This is a genomic window from Natrononativus sp. DTA114 (assembly GCF_059736515.1).
In genome coordinates this window covers 136,723-153,562 of the sequence record NZ_JCASSN010000007.1, presented here as the reverse complement: position 1 = coordinate 153,562, position 16,840 = coordinate 136,723, and the positions used below count along the sequence as shown (strand labels likewise).

Below are 16,840 nucleotides of genomic sequence, written 5' to 3'. Positions count from 1 at the left end.
CACCCGAACCCACCCGGGCCGGAAGACGGCAATCGTCACGCCACACGCAGACTATTTTACACTCGCCGACGCACCTCCGGTATGCACGTCCTCGTCAATGCGGCGATGAGCGCCGACGGAAAACTCTCCTCGAGACGGCGCGAGCAGCTCCGAATCAGCGGCGAGGAGGACTTCGCGCGCGTCGACCGCTGCCGCGCGGAGAGCGACGCCGTCGTCGTCGGCGTCGGCACCGTCCTCGCGGACGACCCCCACCTCACCGTCAAGGACGACGCGCTGGTCGAGGAGCGCCTCGGTGCGGACCGATCGGAGCAGCCGGCCCGCGTCGTCGTCGACTCGCAGGGGCGCACCCCCGTCGACGCCCGCGTGCTCGACGATGCGGCCGAAACCTACGTCTGCGTGGGCGAGACGGCGTCGATCGACAGCCGGATGGACCTCTCCAACCACGCCCAGCTCGTGACGGCGGGCGACGACCGGGTCGACCTCTTGCGAGCGTTCGCCGCCCTCCAGGAGGCGGGCCTCGAGCGGGTCATGGTCGAGGGCGGCGGCGAACTCATCTTCTCGCTATTCGACGTCGGGCTGGTCGACGAACTCACCGTCTTCGTCGGCCCCCAAGTGATCGGCGGCCGAGATGCCCCCACACTGGCGGACGGCGACGGCTTCGTCGCCGATTTCCCGTGGCTCTCCCTCGAGTCGGCGACCCGTCTCGATGAGGGCATTCTGCTGCGGTGGGTCGTCGATTACTGACGCTCGAGGCTTTCGCGGATAAACTCGTTCAGCCTGCTCCGGTCGACACCGCCGCTGCCGTGGGTTTCGGGATCGATCTCCGGCAGTCGGATCTCGTCGGGCGCAAACAGTCGACCGGTCTCCCGGTCCCCTTCACCGGCCCGCTTTCGTTCGACCAGTCGCCTCGTTCGTTCCAGAAACCCGGGATCGACCCACCTCTCGCCCGCAATCGACTCGAGGAACGCGGGAAAGTCGAGCGGCGGAAAGCGGTGCGTCTCGCGGACGTACTGGGCGTACAACACCCCGCGGGCGACGTAGAGGTGCCGTTTGACGGTGCGGTCGGTCTCTCCGCGCTCGTAGGCGTCGCTGACGACCGTCCGCGGCTCCCCGCGCTCGCCCTCTGCGGGCACGACGAGACAGGTCTCCCCTCGCTCCTCGAGCACGAGATAGGCGAGTTCGCCGTCCTCGAGCAGCCGTCCCTGCAGGTATTTGCGGTACTGACGTTCCGCCAGCGACCGGTAGTGGTGGTAGAGCGCGATCGGAACGAACGAGTCGCCCACGTCGGCCTCGAGGCGCTCGAGGGCCCCGCACTCCCGATACCGGAGCGGACTGTACAGGAACTCGAACGCCGTCGGGTTCGATTCGGCGAGCAGTTCTGCGAACCGGCGGACGTTCCAGCCCTGGCAGTCCAGGCAATCGGTCTTCAGCCGAGCCGAGGCGAGGTAGCCGTCGAGGATGGCGTACTCGAGTGGCTTCTGGACGAAGAGGGCGGCCACGTCCCGGTCGCTGCCGTCGTCGTCGAGGTTCCAGGCGCGGCTCCCGATGTCCCGGGCGGCGACGACGGATACGTCGTGGCGAGACTCGAAACTCGCAAGCGTTCGCTGAACCGACTCCATCGCCTTCGCTTCGAGGCGGAAACCCAACGATCTGTCGATTTGCGTCGGCTCTCGAGGGCATCGAGTAACTGCTTTGGGGCCGGGGTTCGACCTGCGAGTCGATGCTCGAGGAGGTCAGAGCCGTCGCCCGTTCGTACTTTGACGACTGCGCCCAGCCAGCCCACGACTGGCACCACGTCGAACGCGTCGAGTCGCTTGCCGACCGGTTGGTTGTGGACAGAGACGACGTCGACCGGCAGGTGCTCGAACTCGCCGTGTTGTTGCACGACATCGGGCGGCCCGGCGAGGATGCGGGAACGGTCGACGACCACGCCGAGTGGGGCGCCCGCGAGGCTCGAGAACTGCTATCGGATCGGGGGATCGATCCCCAGACGATCGATGCGGTCTGTCACTGTATCCGTTCCCACCGGTATTCGAACGACGTCGAGCCTCGAACGCCCGCCGCTCAGGTCCTGTGTGATGCGGACAACCTCGACGCCATCGGCGCGATCGGACTCGCCAGGACCTTCTCCTACGGCGGGGGGTACGGACTACCGATTCACGACGCCGATCCGGGGACGGACGAGACCGAAACCGAGCGGACGACGGTCGCCCACATCGAGGGAAAACTCCTCTCGCTGCGAGAGCGGATGTACACCGAGGAGGGTCGCGCCATCGCAGCGGACCGACACGCGTTCGTCGAAACCTACCTGGCGCGACTCGAGCGGGAGATCGACGGACGTGCATGATCCCGGTTTCCCGTCCGGCGCCGGTACATTGTTCTAGGGACACAATACTGCATGAACTAACAGAGATAAGGATTCGAACATATACGGACGCTGGCGGTACCGTTCACTGAATACGGGATTACAGGACTATCTCCGTAATATTCCTCACCGAGCACGGACGACACTGTGGCTCGGCGCGGAAATCGCGGACAACCGGACGGTTTTTACGGTCCAGAGCTAACTGTCTGCTATGAGTGACGAGCCGAAGCGAGAGCAGTCGGCGGAGCTCACGAACAGTAAAGTCGGTCGTCTCATCCACGAATACGACCTGAACGGGCTCGGCCAGGAATTGATCGACCAGTGGACCGCTCCCGGCGAGGAGCGCTCGAGCCTTCGTGACCTCGCGGACGTGTTCAACCGCCGGCTGCTGGTCGCCGTTCTCGAGGACGCCGACGTCGAGACGCTCGAGGGGGAAGCCGAGAACACGTATCGGTTACTTACCGACGACGACGTGACGACCGGTGTTCGGACAGAGGTACGAAACCGCCTCGAACGGGAGGGGGTCGACGTCGATCTGCTCGAGCGGGAGTTCGTTTCCCATCAGGCGGTTCACACCTACCTGACGAAGTTTCAGGAGGTCACGCACGAACCGACCCACCTCTCGCCCGACGAACGCCGCGAGAAGGAACTCGAAACGATCCGCCGGCTCCAGAGTCGAGCCGAGGCCGTGACCGGAAACTCGATCGAACGGCTCGAGGGTGCGGACCAACTCGCCGTCGGCGAGGCGGACGTCTTCGTCGACATCCGCGTGTTCTGCCGGGAGTGTGGCACCGACTACTCGATCGACGACCTGCTGCGCCGGGGTCACTGTGAGTGTTCGTCCACCCCCGACGAAGAGTAACTCTCCAGTTCGAGTACCATAAATTATACACGTTTCCCCGAACAAGGGCGATCACTGATGGTACAAGAGTCTCTCTCGAAGGAATCGGTGCGGGTCAGCGTCGAGAACGTCGGCGGGATCGACGACACCGAGGTGGAGTTCACACCCGGCGTCACGGTCCTCGCTGGGCGAAACGCAACCAACCGAACATCCTTCCTTCGCTCGATTATGGCTGCACTCGGGAGCGACGACGTCTCACTGAAAGGCGACGCTCAGGAGGGTCACGTCGAACTCACGGTCGGCGACGAGACCTACACTCGAACCCTGAAACGCCAGAACGGCACCGTCGTGACCGATGGGGATCCGTATCTCGGGGACGCGACGCTGGCGGACCTCTTCGCGTTCTTGCTCGAGACGAACGACGCCCGCCAGGCCGTCGCGCGTCAGGAGGACCTCCGCGAACTCATCATGCGGCCGGTCGATACGGACGCGATTCAGGCCGACATCGATCATCTCGTCACGGAAAAACAGTCGATCACCGACGAACTCGACGAACTCGAGGAGCTCGAACGCACACGAACAGACCTCGAGAGCGAGCGCGCGCGCCTCGAATCGTCGCTCGAAGACGCTCGAAGCGAGCACGAGGCGAAAGTCGAGGAGCTCGAGTCGTTCGACCAGGATCTAGAGGAAACTCGCTCGGAGCAGGCCGACCTCGAGGAGGCCCTGGAGGAGCTCAACGACGTCAGGTCCGAACTCGAGTCCGTCCGGTTCAACGTCGAAACGCAGCGAGAGAGCCTCGAAAGCCTCCGCGAGGAGCGCGAAACCGTCGACGACGAACTCGGCTCGCTCTCGACGACGCCGGGCGACAGGATCGACGAGATCGAAGCCGAGCTGGCGACGCTTCGTGACGAGAAACAGGAGGTCGAGACGCTGGTCAATGACCTTCAGCGGATCGTTCGGTTCAACGAGGGAATGCTCGAAGGGACCGACAGCGAGATCGCAGACGCCCTTCGCGAGGAGTCCGACGACGGTGCGCTCACCGATCAGCTCCTGCCCGACGACGCCGTCGTCTGCTGGACCTGCGGGAGCGAGGTTCAGACGGAACGAATCGAGGAGACGATCGACCGGCTCCGGGAGCTCCGGGTCGAGAAGTCCGACAAGCGGCGGGAGATCGAATCGGACATCTCGGAGCTAAAGCGCACGCGGAGCGACCTCCAGGACCAGCGTCGAAACCACGAGCAGCTCCGAACCCGGCTCGACCGGACCGAACGCGAAATCGACGACCGCGAGACGACCCTCGAGGAACTCCTCGAGCAGCGCGAGGAGCTCACGGAGCGAGTCGAGGAGCTGGAAGACGAGGTCGAATCGCTCGACGTCAGCGACGAGTACGAGGAGATGCTCGCTCACCACCGCGAGGTCAACGAACTCGAGTTCAAACTCGACCGGCTCGAGGACGACCTCGCCTCGACGGACGCGGAGATCGACGAGATCGACAGCCGACTCGACGAGCGCGACCACCTCGAGGAGCGTCTCGAGGAGGTCAAAGCGGATCTCGAGGAGCGACGAACCGAGATCGACCGGATCGAGACCGAGGCCGTCGAGCACTTCAACGAGCACATGGAATCCGTCCTCGATATCCTCGACTACTCGAACTTAGAACGGATCTGGATCGAGCGGACGACCAACTCCGTGCGGGAGGGTCGACGGAAAGTCGAGCGCGCGTCGTTCGACCTGCACGTCATCCGAAGCACCGACTCCGATACGGCGTACGAGGACAGGATCGACCACCTGAGCGAAAGCGAACGGGAGGTCACGGGGCTCGTGTTCGCCCTCGCGGGTTACCTGGTCCACGACGTCTACGACGTCGTTCCGTTCATGCTCCTGGACTCGCTCGAGGCGATCGACTCAGATCGGATCGCACGGCTCGTCGACTACGTCTCCGGGTACGCGGATGCCCTCGTCGTTGCCTTGCTTCCCGAGGACGCCGCCGCGCTTGACGACGACTACGAGCGGATTCAGCAGATCTGACCGCTCAGCTCCGGATCGTACCCCCGCAGCAGGAACTGTCCGCTGAAAGTCATATAAGAATTCTATGGCCGATAGTATTGCCACACTATCGAAATATCGACTGGCGTCACCGTACTCCGAACGGCCCGGAGAACCTGCGTGGGACTACAGCACATACCACCCTCCCGTTCTTATGTGTTTCCCGCGAACGGACGGTGATGACGCGACCAGTTTCGCTCCACCCGATTCGCGTCTCCGACGACCGGGGGCGGTTCGAGCACTACTGGGAGCGACTGCGGTCGCTCGAGGTGCCGGTCCCGAAAACGGCGTTCGTCACCCTCGAGGAGACGAACGACGACTACCGGTGGGACACCGACCGGGTGCTTTCGTTCATGGAAGCGAACGATTTCCAGCGCGCGTTCGTCCGCACCCAGCGAAAGGCCGCGACCGTTCGGCTTCAGGAGGGCTCGTTCATCCACCGGCGCGACCCCGAGGTAGTCGACCGGACGATCCGGTCGCTGCTCGACCAGAACGACCAGCAGGGCTGGCCCCACGGCGGTGGCTTGGTCGTCCGAGAGTGGCTCGACCTCGACTGGTGTCGGTACCCGACCCACGGCTGTCATCCGTCGGTCCGGTACTTCATCGACGACGGCACCGTTATCGGGCAGACGCCACGCCCTGGAAGCGAGGAGCTCGAGCCCTGCAACGGCGCCTACGACTACCTGGAGGAGCGACGGGCGACGCTCGAGTACGAGACGCCACGGCGGTACGCCGAGCGCGTCGCACGGGCGTTCTCGGAGACGTGGGCCGTCGACTTCGTCGCGGCGACGACCGGTCGGTGGTTCTGTCTCGAGTTGAATTTCAACGGTATCTACTGGAACCGGTGGGAGCAGCGGTGGTGGAATATGGCCGGCCAGGGCGATTTCGAGCCGTTCAGTCCCGTCGAGATTCATTCTTCGGCACTGTGGGGGGTCCGTCCCCGGCTTTCGAGCGGCCGTGACAGCCCGTGGTGGTGATCGCACCGGTATCCACGCCCGCGTTCGGTTATCGAGAGCCATTTAGCCGTCGAACGCGACCGACTCGAGCACCGAGGCAAGCCGTGAGTTCCGACCCCGATTCCCCCGACGAGGAGTGCGACCCACCAGTAGAGCGGGCGCACTCGGACTCTCGGGTTCCCGCCGGCGCGAACGCCCCGTCGACACCGGCGAGCGGGACGCGAGAAACGCGGGGCGCTGAGCCGGTCGCGTTCGAACTCGAGGGCGTCCGGATCGGCTTTCTCACCTGCCTTCCGGTCGCCCTCGGCGTCGCCGGCTACGGTATCGCCTTCGGCGTCCTCGCCCGCCAGTCCGGCCTCAGCGTCGCCGAAGCCGCACTGATGAGCGCGACAGTCGTCGCCGGCGCCTCCCAGATCATCGCCGTCGAACTGTGGGCCGATCCGATCCCGATCGCGACGATTCTGCTCGCGACCGTCGCGGTCAACCTCCGGTACTCGCTGATGGGCGCGGCCCTCGAGCCCTGGTTTCGCCACCTTTCGGCGAAACAGGCCTACGGAAGCCTGTTCCTGATGGCCGACGAGAACTGGGCGCTGACGATGCGCGAACTCAAGACCGGCAGCGGCCGCGGCGCGTTCCTGCTCGGGACCGGCCTCGCCGTCTGGTCGTTCTGGGTCGTCTCGACGATACTCGGGGCGGCGGCCGGCGGCCTGCTCGCTGACCCGGCCCGTTACGGGCTCGACTTCATCCTCGCCGCGGTCTTCATCGCCCTCGCCGTTGACCTCTGGGAGGGGCGTTCGAGTCTTCTCCCCTGGCTCGTCGCTCTGGGAGTCGCGCTCGTCACTGCCCGATTTCTCCCCGGTCAGTGGTACATTCTGCTCGGCGGAATCGCCGCCGCGCTCCTCGAGGTGATCCGTTACGATGGCTGATCCGCTCGCGCTCGACCCGCTCGTGGTTGCCGTCGTCCTCGCAATGGCGCTCGCGACGGTGGCCACGAAGGTCGGCGGGCTGTGGCTCCTCAGTCGAGTTCCGGTGAGCGAGCGCGTCAGAGCCGGCCTCTCCGTGCTTCCCGGCGCGATCGTGATCGCGATTCTGGGGCCGGAACTCGCCGGGGGCGGTCCCGCCGAGTGGGCCGCCGGGGGCGTCGTCCTGCTGGTCGCCTGGCGAACCGAGAACATTCTGCTCGCCCTCTGTGCGGGCGTCGTCGCGGTCGTCGCGTTTCGGGCGCTGCTCTGAGGAGCACAAGGCACTTCGCGTTTCCTGCCGACAGCACTGGCAGTGCCCACCTACGACCTCTCACAGCCCGTCGAGACTGGGATGCCCGGCTATCCCGGAACTGACCCCGTAACGCTCGAGTCGACGGCGACGGTCGCCGCGGACGGCTACCGGACGACGCGACTGTCGATCGACTCGCACAGCGGAACCCACGTCGACGCGCCGGCGCACATGGTCGACGGCGGGCGCACGCTCGACGGCTACCCACCGGAGACGTTTCGATTTACGGCTCGAGTCGTCGACGCCCGACCGCTCGGCGAACGGGAGCCGATCGACGGCGACGCGCTCCAGGCCGACGGGAACCTCGACCGGAAGGCCGACCTGCTGGTAGTGCGAACCGGCTGGGACGCCCACTGGGGAACCGACCGCTACTTCGATCATCCGTACCTGACCGCCGCCGCGGCCGAGTTCCTCGTCGACCGGAGCCTCCACCTCGGAGTCGACCTGCTCAACGTCGACCCGACGCCGACGACGAACGCGGGGTCCGATGAACCCGACGGCTATCCCGTCCACCAGACCCTGTTCGCCGACGACGGTTTGATCCTCGAGAACCTCCGGGGACTCGAGCGCCTGCCGACCGACGAACTCGTCGACGTTCATGCGTACCCGCTCTCGATCGTCGGCGCGGACGCCTCGCCGGTACGCGCGGTTGCGGTCATCTAGACGCCGGCCGCAGTCGACGGGATTTTTTGCCCGTAGCGCCACCGAGCTAGTATGTCGACTGTCGGCGGATCTCTGCAGGCGCTCGTGTTTATCGGCGTCACGCTCGGCCTCGCGGCGGCCGTCTATCGGGATAGCCAGCGGGTTGGCCTCGGTCGACCGCTGCTGTGGGCCGCTGTCGTCTTCGTGACCGCGGGTGCGGGCGTCGTTCTCTACACGATCATCGGCGCGCCGGCCGCGGGTGCGCTCGTGGTCGCCCTCGCCGGCGGCGTCTTTTACCTGTTCGAGCGGGAGGACGCCGTCCACGGGGACGAGCCGGCCGACCCACACACGCTTCCGGGCGCAGGTGACTCCCGAAACGAAAGTGAGCGCGACGACCGCTGACCGGCCCGTCAGGTCTTTGGCCGCGCGCGCCCAACGCGACCGTATGGAACGCGCAACGTTCGGCGGCGGCTGTTTCTGGTGTATCGAGGCGGCGTTCGAGCAACTCGATGGCGTCGAGAGCGTCACCTCGGGTTACGCCGGCGGCCACACGGAAAACCCCACGTACGAGGCCGTCTGCCGGGGCGAAACGGGTCACGCGGAGGTCGTCCAGCTCGAGTACGACCCCGAAACGGTCGGCTACGACGAGCTACTCGAGGTCTTCTTTACGATTCACGACCCGACCCAGCTCAACCGCCAGGGTCCGGACGTCGGTAGCCAGTACCGATCGGCGATCTACGCCCACGACGACCGCCAGCTCGAACTGGTGACGGCCTTCATCGAGGAACTCGAGGCCGAGACCGTCTACGACGACGAAATCGTTACCGAGGTCGACCCCCTCGAGACGTTCTACGAGGCCGAGGAGTATCACCAGAACTACTTCGAGAAAAATCCCACTGACGCCTACTGTTCGATGCACGCGGCGCCGAAGATCGACAAGGTCCGCGAACGCTTCGCCGAGAAGGTGGCGAGCGGGGACTGACCGGCCGCAGAACTACCAGAGAACAGCCTTTTTTGTGGCTGCAGAGACGTCCCAACCGATATGTTTCCACCGTCGTTCCTCCAGCGTGCGCGCACGGCTGTGCTCGAGCCCGCGGGGAACCCTGCCGCCGAGTGCGATCCACCACCTCGCCATCTACGACGATGGGGACGGTGTTGTGCCGGATGACGGTACCGCTCGAGACGATACGAACGATTTCGGAGGTGGCTCTCGGACCAACCGATTTCGCCCCTGAGAAGCGGCGCACGGGTGGAGTTTCGATTCGAAAGAGTCTTTCAGCCGGCCCCGACAGTTCCGCGCGTGAACACCGACGACCGGTTGCAGTTCTGGACGCTCTATCTCACCCGTTTCGCTGAGGGGTTCGGGTTCATCACGCTCATCACGCTTTTGCCCTTTTACATCGAGACCCTCGAGCCGACCGGAACCACGATCCTCGGGCTCACGATCAGCGCGGGCTTCATCACCGGGATGTACATCACCGGATTTACGCTGGCCCAGACTGCCGCGATCGTGCCGCTGGCGTGGGGCGGCGACCGCTTCGACAAGCGTCTCGTCCTGCTGGTCGTCCTCGGGCTCGGCACCGCCGTCTACGCGCTGTTTCCGGTCGTCGACTCGAGCGCCTCCTTCATCGCCATCCGCGCCCTCCAGGGGATCGCCGTCACGGGCGCGGGGCTGATGACGCTCTCGCTGGTCGGCCAGATCGCGAACGCCGGCACGCGCGCGAACCACATCGGGAAGGCCAACGCCGCGAGCTTCGCGGCGTCGATCCTCGGCAGTTTGAGCGCGGGAGCGCTATACGACGCGTTCGGCTTCGGTCCGATCTTCGCGATCATCGCCGCCATCATGGCGATCGCCTGGGTCGGCACCTACGGATTTCTCGAGCCCGACGAGACTCGGATCGAGGGCTTTCCGTTCACCGGGCTCGCGCTCAATCGCCGCATCCTCACGCTCTCGAGCTTTCGCTTCCAGTACGCCTTCTCCGTGACGCTGGTTCGGACCTGGGTGTCTATCTTCGCCGGCCTCGAGACGGCCAACGGCGGCCTCGCCTTCGGCGGGTTCGCCGTCGCCGTCACGCTCGCCGCCGAGAAGTTCACGAACATGTGCTGTCAGCCCTACACGGGACGGCTCTCGGACGCCTACGGCCGCGCCCTGTTCGTGTTTTCCGGCGGCACCGCCTACGGACTGATCGCCCTCGCGGTGCCGTTCGCGCCGGCTATCGGAACGGCACTCAACGCACCCGCCGACCTCACATTCCCGGTGCCGGCGGTCGCTGCCGGCGCGACGCTCCCCGCGTGGACGCCCCTCGAGTCGGTTCCGATGCAGGTAACGGTCGTCGACCAGATCACGTCCGCGTTCCTCCCGCTGGTCGTTCTCTCGGGACTGCTCGGCGTCGCCGACAGCTTTCGCGAGCCGGCGAGCATGGCGCTGTTCGCCGACGAGGGGACAAGCGAGGGCGGCGTCGCCTCGAGTTTCGGCATCCGCGAACTGGTCTGGCGGCCGGGCAGCGTGATCGCACCGTTGCTCGGCGGGTGGCTCATGTACGAGGTGAGCATGGGTTCGGTGTTCTACGTCGGCGGGGCGTTCGCACTCACGGGGGCGTTCACGTTCCTCGCGATTCTCGTCTATTTCCACGGGGCGACCGCGCTCACGGAGTGGTAGCCGCCGAGAGTTTTAGCTACGAGACTCTGAGCCACCACGGTTGAACAGGGTGGGCGACGGCAGCACGGAGACGATCGCATAGCCGAGGCACAGGCGGGCCTCGAGCGAACGGGAACAGTACGCGGAATCGGCTAAAGAGGCCGCCGGGAGGAGCGTTCCGGTGCGACAGTTCGTCGCGGGGAGAACGCGTAACAAGCCCCTAGCCTCGGAACCAATCGACGGAACCACTCATCGGGAGAGACCCCGAGGCTAGCTAGGCCGACCACAACCGGGGTGAAAAGCGTTTGTGTGCTGTGGGCACCGCTTCGACACCCCGACCGGGCCGGAGGACACAGTCGACCCGGCCCACCACGTGCGACGGCCGTTCATGCAAGCGAACACGCGTCTTCCATCGACCCGCGACTTTCGTCGTTCGTTCTCCGTCACGAGAAACGCTCCCGCACGGGCCGTCACAGTTATCATCGGTTATTGAGAACGTGGCGACGAATGGCAGTCATCGAGGCGACCGAACTCGAGAAGTCCTACGGCTCCGTCGACGCGCTCTCCGGAATGAGTCTCTCGGTTTCGCGCGGCGACCTGTTCGGGTTTCTCGGCCCGAACGGCGCCGGAAAGACGACGACGATTCGCACGCTAACCGGCCAACTCGAGCCCGACGGCGGGACCGCACGCGTTCTCGACGTCGACCCGGCCGCCGACCCCGTCGAGACGCGCCGGCGCGTGGGCATTCTGCCGGAACAGCAGTCGCCGCCGAGTTTTCTCACGCCGCGGGAGTACTTCGCGTTCGTCGGTGAGATTCGCGAACTTTCAGCGGACGTCGTCGCCGACCGAACCGACGGCTGGGCGGATCGACTCGAGTTCCGGGCGAAACTCGACACGCTTCACACCGACCTCTCCCGGGGTCAGCAACAGAAGGTGATGATCGCCCAGGCGTTCTTCCACGAACCGGACGTCGTGTTCATCGACGAACCGCTCGCGAACCTCGACCCGCTCGTCCAGGAGGGGGTCAAACGCTTCCTCCTCGAGTACGCCGACGCCGGCAACGCCATCTTCGTCTCGACGCACAACATCGACGTCGCCGCGGAGATATGTACGCGCGTCGGCATCGTTTCGGAGGGGCGGCTCGTCGCCGAGCGGGAGACGTCGGCCGACGACGAACCGCTGCTCGAGTTGTTTCTCGAGCACGTCGGTAAGAAGGAATCGCGGGACACGCCGTCGATGTCGGCATGAACGCGCGACACCACTGGTCGACGTTCGCACTCCTCTTCCGCGAGGAGTGGCGGCTGCACGTCCGGCTGTTCGGCGGCTGGCGGTTCGCCCTCTTTCCGCTTCTCGTCGCCGGTCTGTCGGTCGCCGGCGCGTTCGCGCTGACGTGGACGGGCACCTCGAGTGCGGGCGTCGTCGCCGGCCTCCACCTCTTCGCACTCGGGTTCGGTCTCTACAGCGGCACCGCGGGCTTTGCGGGCTCGGACATGCTCGAGAACGTGTTCGGCCGGTTGACGCTCGTTCTCTCGAGTTCGACGACGCTGCCGCTCTCCCGGCGGCGGCTCCTCGGTATCTTCCTGCTAAAAGACGGGCTGTTCTACGCCCTCGTCTTCGTCCTGCCGATGGCGCTGTCGGTCGTTGCACTCGAGGGACTGACAGCGGGCACGCCGCAGGCCGTCGCCCTCCTGTGGCTGTCGCTGTCGCTCGTGTTCGCGTCTGGAATGGCGGTCACGGTCGGCCTGATCGCCTGTCGAACTCGCGGCGTCCCCGGCTGGCTGCTCGTCGGGGCGGCGGGCGCGACCGCCGTCGGGGCGTGGCGATCGACGGAGTCGAGCCAGTGGTTCGCCGCCCTTCCGTACACCGGCCCGCTGGCTGCGACCGGCGTACTCGCGGGCGTCACACTCGCGGTTGGCGTGGCCGCACTGGCCGTCTACGATCCGAGCTACGGTCGGCCGACGCGGACGGCGGGCGATCGGTTCGTCCGACTCGAGGGACGACTACCCAGCGCCGACAGCGGCCTCGTGGCGAAGACGCTTCTCGATCTCGGTCGCTCGTCCGGCGGCGTCTGGAAGCCCCTCGTCTCGGTCGGTATCCTCCTCGCGCTCGTGGCGTTTCTGGTCCGCGTCGTCGCCGCAATCACCGGCCTCGAGCCCGCACCGGGAGTCTTCTTCGGCGGCGTGCTCGGGTTGAGCGCCTTTACGACCTACAACTGGCTCACCCAGTTCGATACCGTCGAGGAGTACCTCGCGTACCCGGTTTCGGTCGACGCCGTCTTCCGGGCGAAACGGATCGCGTTCGTTCTCGTCGGAGTCCCGAGCGTCGCCCTTCCGTACCTCGGTGCGATGTGGTGGTACGGAGCGACCGTTCTCGATGCCGGCGTCGGGGCGCTGTTGCTGGGCGGCTACGGGCTGTACTACTACGGGCTGACGGTCTACATCGCCGGCTTCGATCCGAACGAGTTTCTGTTCGACGCCGTTCGGTTCTCGGCGTTTACCCTCGGCGTCGCGGTCGCCCTCGTCCCCGCGCTCGTCCTCGGGTTCGTCGTGGTTCCGCTCACCGTTCCCGTCGGCCTCACCCTGGCGCTCTCCGCGATGGCCTTCGGCCTGATCGGACTCGGTCTCTCGAGTCGCGCCGGTCACAGATGGACCAGCCGGTACCGGGAGGGAACGGCGCAGTAGCGCCTGGGACCGAGACCGTCGAAGCAACACGAACCGACAGGCCGAAGGCCGTCGCAGATGAGAGCACGCCAATCTGAATGACCAAAACCGTTCTCGTCGCCGGCACCGCGAGCCACGTCGGCAAGTCCATGATAGCGGCCGGACTCTGTCGCTACCTCGCGGATCGCGGCGTCGCCGTCGCGCCGTTCAAGGCCCAGAACATGAGTAACAACGCCCGCGTAGTTGTCCGACCGGACGTCGATGATACCGAAACCGAACCCTGGGGTGAAATCGGCGTCTCCCAGTTCGTCCAGAGCCGAGCGGCCCGGGTCGCGCCGACGACCGACAGCAACCCCGTTCTCCTGAAGCCGCGCGGAAGCGGGGAGAGCCAGCTCGTGATCCAGGGCCGAGCCGTCGACCACTTCGCGGCCAGCGAGTACTACAGAGAGCACTGGCAATCGGCTCGAGACGCGGCCGAGGCGTCGTTCCGGCGGCTGGCCGACACCCACGACGTGATCGTTGCCGAAGGGGCCGGTAGCATCGCCGAAATCAACCTCCACGAGCGGGACCTGGCGAACGTCGAAACGCCGCGGATCGCAGCGACCGTCGCAGCGGCGGAACGCAGTGCCGACCGCGAGTGGAACCCCGTCGACATCCTGCTCGTCGTCGACATCGAGCGGGGCGGGGCGTTCGCCAGCCTCTACGGAACCCTCGAGTTGCTCCCCCCCGACCTCCGCGAACACGTCGTCGGCGCCATCATCACCAAGTTCCGGGGCGATCCGAGCCTGCTCGAGCCCGGCATCGGGGAGATCGAATCACGGACCGGCGTCCCGGTACTCGGCGTTGTCCCCTACGACGACCCCGGCCTGCCCGCAGAGGACAGTGTCGGTCTCCCGGCAACCGACGAGTACGACGTCCGAGGCGACGGGGACGGTATCTCCGAGGAGCGAACCGTCACGATCGTCGTCCCTCGCCTTCCCCGAATCTCGAACGCGACCGATCTCGAGGCGCTCGCCGCCGTCCCCGGCGTCCGGGTAGCGTACGTCCCGCTCGAGGGAGGCGAGTCGGAAACCCATCTCTCCAGGGCGGACGCCGTCATCATCCCTGGCACCAAAAACACCGTCGACGACCTGCTCGCGCTCCGCGAGGCGGGGTTCGAGAACCTCCTCGAGCGTTTTTCCGGCCCGATCGTCGGCCTCTGTGGCGGCTACCAACTCCTCGGCGAGCGCCTCGAGGAAGCCGACCGCGAGGGAACCGGCGAGACGACCGTCGTCGACGGACTCGGCCTGCTTCCGGTCGCAACAGCGTTCGCACGTGAGAAACACCTCGAGCAGACCACCGTTTCCGTCGACGGCACCGGATCGTCGGTGCTGGCGGGTGCGACCGGAACGGCGAGCGGCTACGAGATCCACGCCGGGCGAACCCGGGCACTCGAGTCGGTCGGCCAGCCGCTCGGCCCGAACAGTGCGGCGCGGGACCGCGTCCTCGGAACGTACCTCCACGGAGTCTTCGATAACCGAAACGTCCGAGAGCCGTTTCTCGAGGCGGTGTACGGTCACGCCGATCGGCGTCGACCGAAAGCCGAATCCGACTCTCTCGCGGAATCGCCGTACGACCGGGCCGCCACCCTCCTCCGCGACCACGTCGACCTCGCGGTGCTCGGTCGGCCGTTCGGTGGTAACTGAACACTCGGTCGTCCACGGAGCGAGGGTGTGACACCCAATGGCACAGTTATGCCGGTGGGGCGCGTACGGTCCGGGTATGAGCACGGCCCGTCCACCCAGCGTGCGTTCGCCGCGGACGTTCTACGATATCTTCGGCGTCGCGGTCATCACTGTGGGGGTTCTCACGGGGTTGATGGCAGTCCGGAGCGGCCTCCTGGGGTACGAGATCGCCGTCGTTCTCGGTGCGTTCGTTTGCTGGACCGTGTGGGCGGTCCAGTCCGTCCTCGAGTGGGCCGTTCTCGAGGGAGAAGAGCGATAGCTGTCCTCCGATAAACCGGCCGACTGGTGTTAGTCGACGGTAACGACGCTGCCGTAGCCGGGCTGGCCGACGACCTCGCCGTCGGCGTACACCACCTCGCCGCGCACGACGGTAGTCACCGCCTTTCCGGTGAACTCCTCTCCCTCAAACGGCGTCACCCGCGTTTTCGAGTGGAGGGCGCTACGGTCCTCGAGCGTCCACTCGAGGCCGGGATCGACGATCGTGAAGTCGGCGTCGGTGCCGATCTGGAGCGAGCCCTTCTGCGGGTACATCCCCCAGATCTGGGCCGGTCGGGTGGCGTGGTGGTACACCCACTCCTCGAGCGAGAACTTCCCCTGGTCGACGAAGGTGAGCATGGCGGGGACCTCGGTCTCGAGGCCGACGAACCCGGAGACGGCCTCCCAGGTGTTGCCGAACGGATCGGCGACTTTCTTTTCCTCGTCGGTGTGCGGGGCATGGTCCGTTGCGATAGAGTCGATCGCCCCGTCCTCGAGGGCGTTCCACAGTCGCGCCTGCTCGCGTTCGTCGCGGATCGGCGGCTGGATGCGGGCCACGTTCCCCTTCTCCCGCAGCACGTCCTCGGTGAACCAGAGGTAGTGCGGGGTCGTCTCGGCGGTAACGTCGACGCCGCGTTCTTTCCCGCGGCCGACAGCCTCCGCGCCCGATCCCGAAGAGACGTGGTACATGTGGATCTTCGTGCCGGTCTCTTCGGCGAACGTGATCATCCGCTCGATCGCCTCTCGTTCGGCGATGACCGGCCGGGAGTGGGCGTGATCGATGGGCTCGTTCCGCCCGGCTTCGCGGAACTGCCGTTCGTAGTAGTCGATGATCTCGCCGTTCTCCTCGTGGAAGCCCAGCCGTTTCCCGGTCTCTCGGATCGCCCGCATCGCCTCGAGGATCTCGCCGTCGGTCGGCGGCGGAACGTCGCCGACCGTGGAGCCGAGGAAGATCTTGTAGCCGAGCGCGCCGGCGTCGTCGAGCGCGGGGATTCGATCGATGTTTCCGGAGGTAACGACGACGAAGCTCTGGAAGTCGACGTGCGCCGACGCCTCGCCGCGTTCGAACTTCGTCTCGAGGTGTTCGGGTCGGTCGATGACCGGCTCCGTGTTGGGCATCCCGACGACGGTCGTCACGCCACCGGCAGCGGCGGCCCGCGTCGCGGTCTCCCAGTCTTCCTTGTACTCGAGGCCGGGTTCGCGATTGTGAATGTGGGCGTCGACGATTCCGGGAACCAGGACGTTACCGCCGCCGTCGAGGGTGCGAGCCGCGTCGGGAAGCCGGTCGCTTCGGCCGACGGCGACGATCGAGCCGTCCTCGACGGCGACGCCCGAATCGGTCGTCCGACCCTCGGTCGTCACGACGGTGCAGTTCTTCACGACGAGGTCGACAGCCATTGGGGAGACGTACCGAACAGGCGCGGATATAGCTTGTGTTGGC

The 16,840-nt window shown here is 66.1% G+C and carries 17 protein-coding genes; 15 read left to right on the top strand and 2 right to left on the bottom strand.

Annotation, left to right across the window (positions count from 1 at the left end; genetic code table 11):
- The first annotated feature begins 81 nt into the window (after positions 1–81).
- Complete coding sequence (locus AC6I6S_RS20320) at positions 82–744, top strand: 2,5-diamino-6-(ribosylamino)-4(3H)-pyrimidinone 5'-phosphate reductase (RefSeq protein ID WP_497952773.1); 663 nt, start codon at positions 82–84, stop codon at positions 742–744.
- On the opposite strand, the gene AC6I6S_RS20315 is transcribed toward AC6I6S_RS20320, so the two are convergent.
- A complete protein-coding gene (locus AC6I6S_RS20315; RefSeq protein WP_497952772.1) occupies positions 738–1,619 on the bottom strand; it encodes a DNA polymerase beta superfamily protein in 882 nt (293 codons plus the stop codon). The two genes, AC6I6S_RS20320 and AC6I6S_RS20315, sit on opposite strands and share 7 nt — an antisense overlap.
- Before the next feature lie 101 nt (positions 1,620–1,720).
- Between AC6I6S_RS20315 and AC6I6S_RS20310 the strand changes: the two genes are divergently transcribed.
- The 14 genes from AC6I6S_RS20310 to AC6I6S_RS20245 all read left to right on the top strand — a co-directional run bounded on the left by AC6I6S_RS20310 (position 1,721) and on the right by AC6I6S_RS20245 (position 15,403).
- Entirely contained in the window at positions 1,721–2,347 is a 627-nt protein-coding gene (locus tag AC6I6S_RS20310; protein ID WP_497952771.1) for an HD domain-containing protein, read from the top strand.
- Positions 2,348–2,576: 229 nt separating this feature from the next.
- Positions 2,577–3,227: a rod-determining factor RdfA gene (rdfA, locus tag AC6I6S_RS20305; RefSeq protein ID WP_497952770.1), complete on the top strand. Its 651-nt coding sequence runs from the start codon at positions 2,577–2,579 to the stop codon at positions 3,225–3,227.
- 57 nt (positions 3,228–3,284) lie between these two features.
- The gene (locus AC6I6S_RS20300; RefSeq protein WP_497952769.1) at positions 3,285–5,234 is read left to right on the top strand and encodes an archaea-specific SMC-related protein; all 1,950 of its coding nucleotides are present in this window, start codon (positions 3,285–3,287) and stop codon (positions 5,232–5,234) included.
- A 197-nt stretch (positions 5,235–5,431) separates the two neighbouring features.
- Positions 5,432–6,229: a hypothetical protein gene (locus AC6I6S_RS20295; RefSeq protein WP_497952767.1), complete on the top strand. Its 798-nt coding sequence runs from the start codon at positions 5,432–5,434 to the stop codon at positions 6,227–6,229.
- An 83-nt stretch (positions 6,230–6,312) separates the two neighbouring features.
- A complete protein-coding gene (locus tag AC6I6S_RS20290; RefSeq protein WP_497952766.1) occupies positions 6,313–7,134 on the top strand; it encodes an AzlC family ABC transporter permease in 822 nt (273 codons plus the stop codon).
- The gene (locus AC6I6S_RS20285) at positions 7,127–7,441 is read left to right on the top strand and encodes an AzlD family protein (RefSeq protein WP_497952765.1); all 315 of its coding nucleotides are present in this window, start codon (positions 7,127–7,129) and stop codon (positions 7,439–7,441) included. Before AC6I6S_RS20290 ends, AC6I6S_RS20285 begins: the two co-directional genes overlap by 8 nt.
- A 42-nt stretch (positions 7,442–7,483) precedes the next feature.
- On the top strand, positions 7,484–8,143 hold the full coding sequence (locus AC6I6S_RS20280; protein WP_497952763.1) for a cyclase family protein: 660 nt from the start codon (positions 7,484–7,486) through the stop codon (positions 8,141–8,143).
- Between the two features lie 51 nt (positions 8,144–8,194).
- The gene (locus AC6I6S_RS20275) at positions 8,195–8,524 is read left to right on the top strand and encodes a hypothetical protein (protein ID WP_497952762.1); all 330 of its coding nucleotides are present in this window, start codon (positions 8,195–8,197) and stop codon (positions 8,522–8,524) included.
- Between the two features lie 43 nt (positions 8,525–8,567).
- The gene (msrA, locus tag AC6I6S_RS20270) at positions 8,568–9,104 is read left to right on the top strand and encodes a peptide-methionine (S)-S-oxide reductase MsrA (RefSeq protein ID WP_497952761.1); all 537 of its coding nucleotides are present in this window, start codon (positions 8,568–8,570) and stop codon (positions 9,102–9,104) included.
- Positions 9,105–9,422: 318 nt separating this feature from the next.
- Positions 9,423–10,781 carry an MFS transporter gene (locus tag AC6I6S_RS20265; protein WP_497952760.1) on the top strand — a complete coding sequence of 453 codons (1,359 nt, stop codon included), beginning with the start codon at positions 9,423–9,425 and terminating at the stop codon, positions 10,779–10,781.
- Between the two features lie 486 nt (positions 10,782–11,267).
- Positions 11,268–12,008, top strand: a complete 741-nt coding sequence (locus tag AC6I6S_RS20260) for an ABC transporter ATP-binding protein (RefSeq protein ID WP_497952758.1) — start codon at positions 11,268–11,270, stop codon at positions 12,006–12,008.
- Positions 12,005–13,441 carry a hypothetical protein gene (locus tag AC6I6S_RS20255; protein ID WP_497952757.1) on the top strand — a complete coding sequence of 479 codons (1,437 nt, stop codon included), beginning with the start codon at positions 12,005–12,007 and terminating at the stop codon, positions 13,439–13,441. Before AC6I6S_RS20260 ends, AC6I6S_RS20255 begins: the two co-directional genes overlap by 4 nt.
- Before the next feature lie 77 nt (positions 13,442–13,518).
- Positions 13,519–15,105: a cobyric acid synthase gene (locus tag AC6I6S_RS20250; protein WP_497952756.1), complete on the top strand. Its 1,587-nt coding sequence runs from the start codon at positions 13,519–13,521 to the stop codon at positions 15,103–15,105.
- Between the two features lie 76 nt (positions 15,106–15,181).
- The gene (locus AC6I6S_RS20245) at positions 15,182–15,403 is read left to right on the top strand and encodes a hypothetical protein (RefSeq protein WP_497952754.1); all 222 of its coding nucleotides are present in this window, start codon (positions 15,182–15,184) and stop codon (positions 15,401–15,403) included.
- A 29-nt stretch (positions 15,404–15,432) separates the two neighbouring features.
- Here AC6I6S_RS20245 and allB read toward each other — a convergent pair whose 3' ends face one another.
- Complete coding sequence (gene allB, locus AC6I6S_RS20240; protein ID WP_497952752.1) at positions 15,433–16,797, bottom strand: allantoinase AllB; 1,365 nt, start codon at positions 16,795–16,797, stop codon at positions 15,433–15,435.
- Between the last annotated feature and the right edge of the window lie 43 nt (positions 16,798–16,840).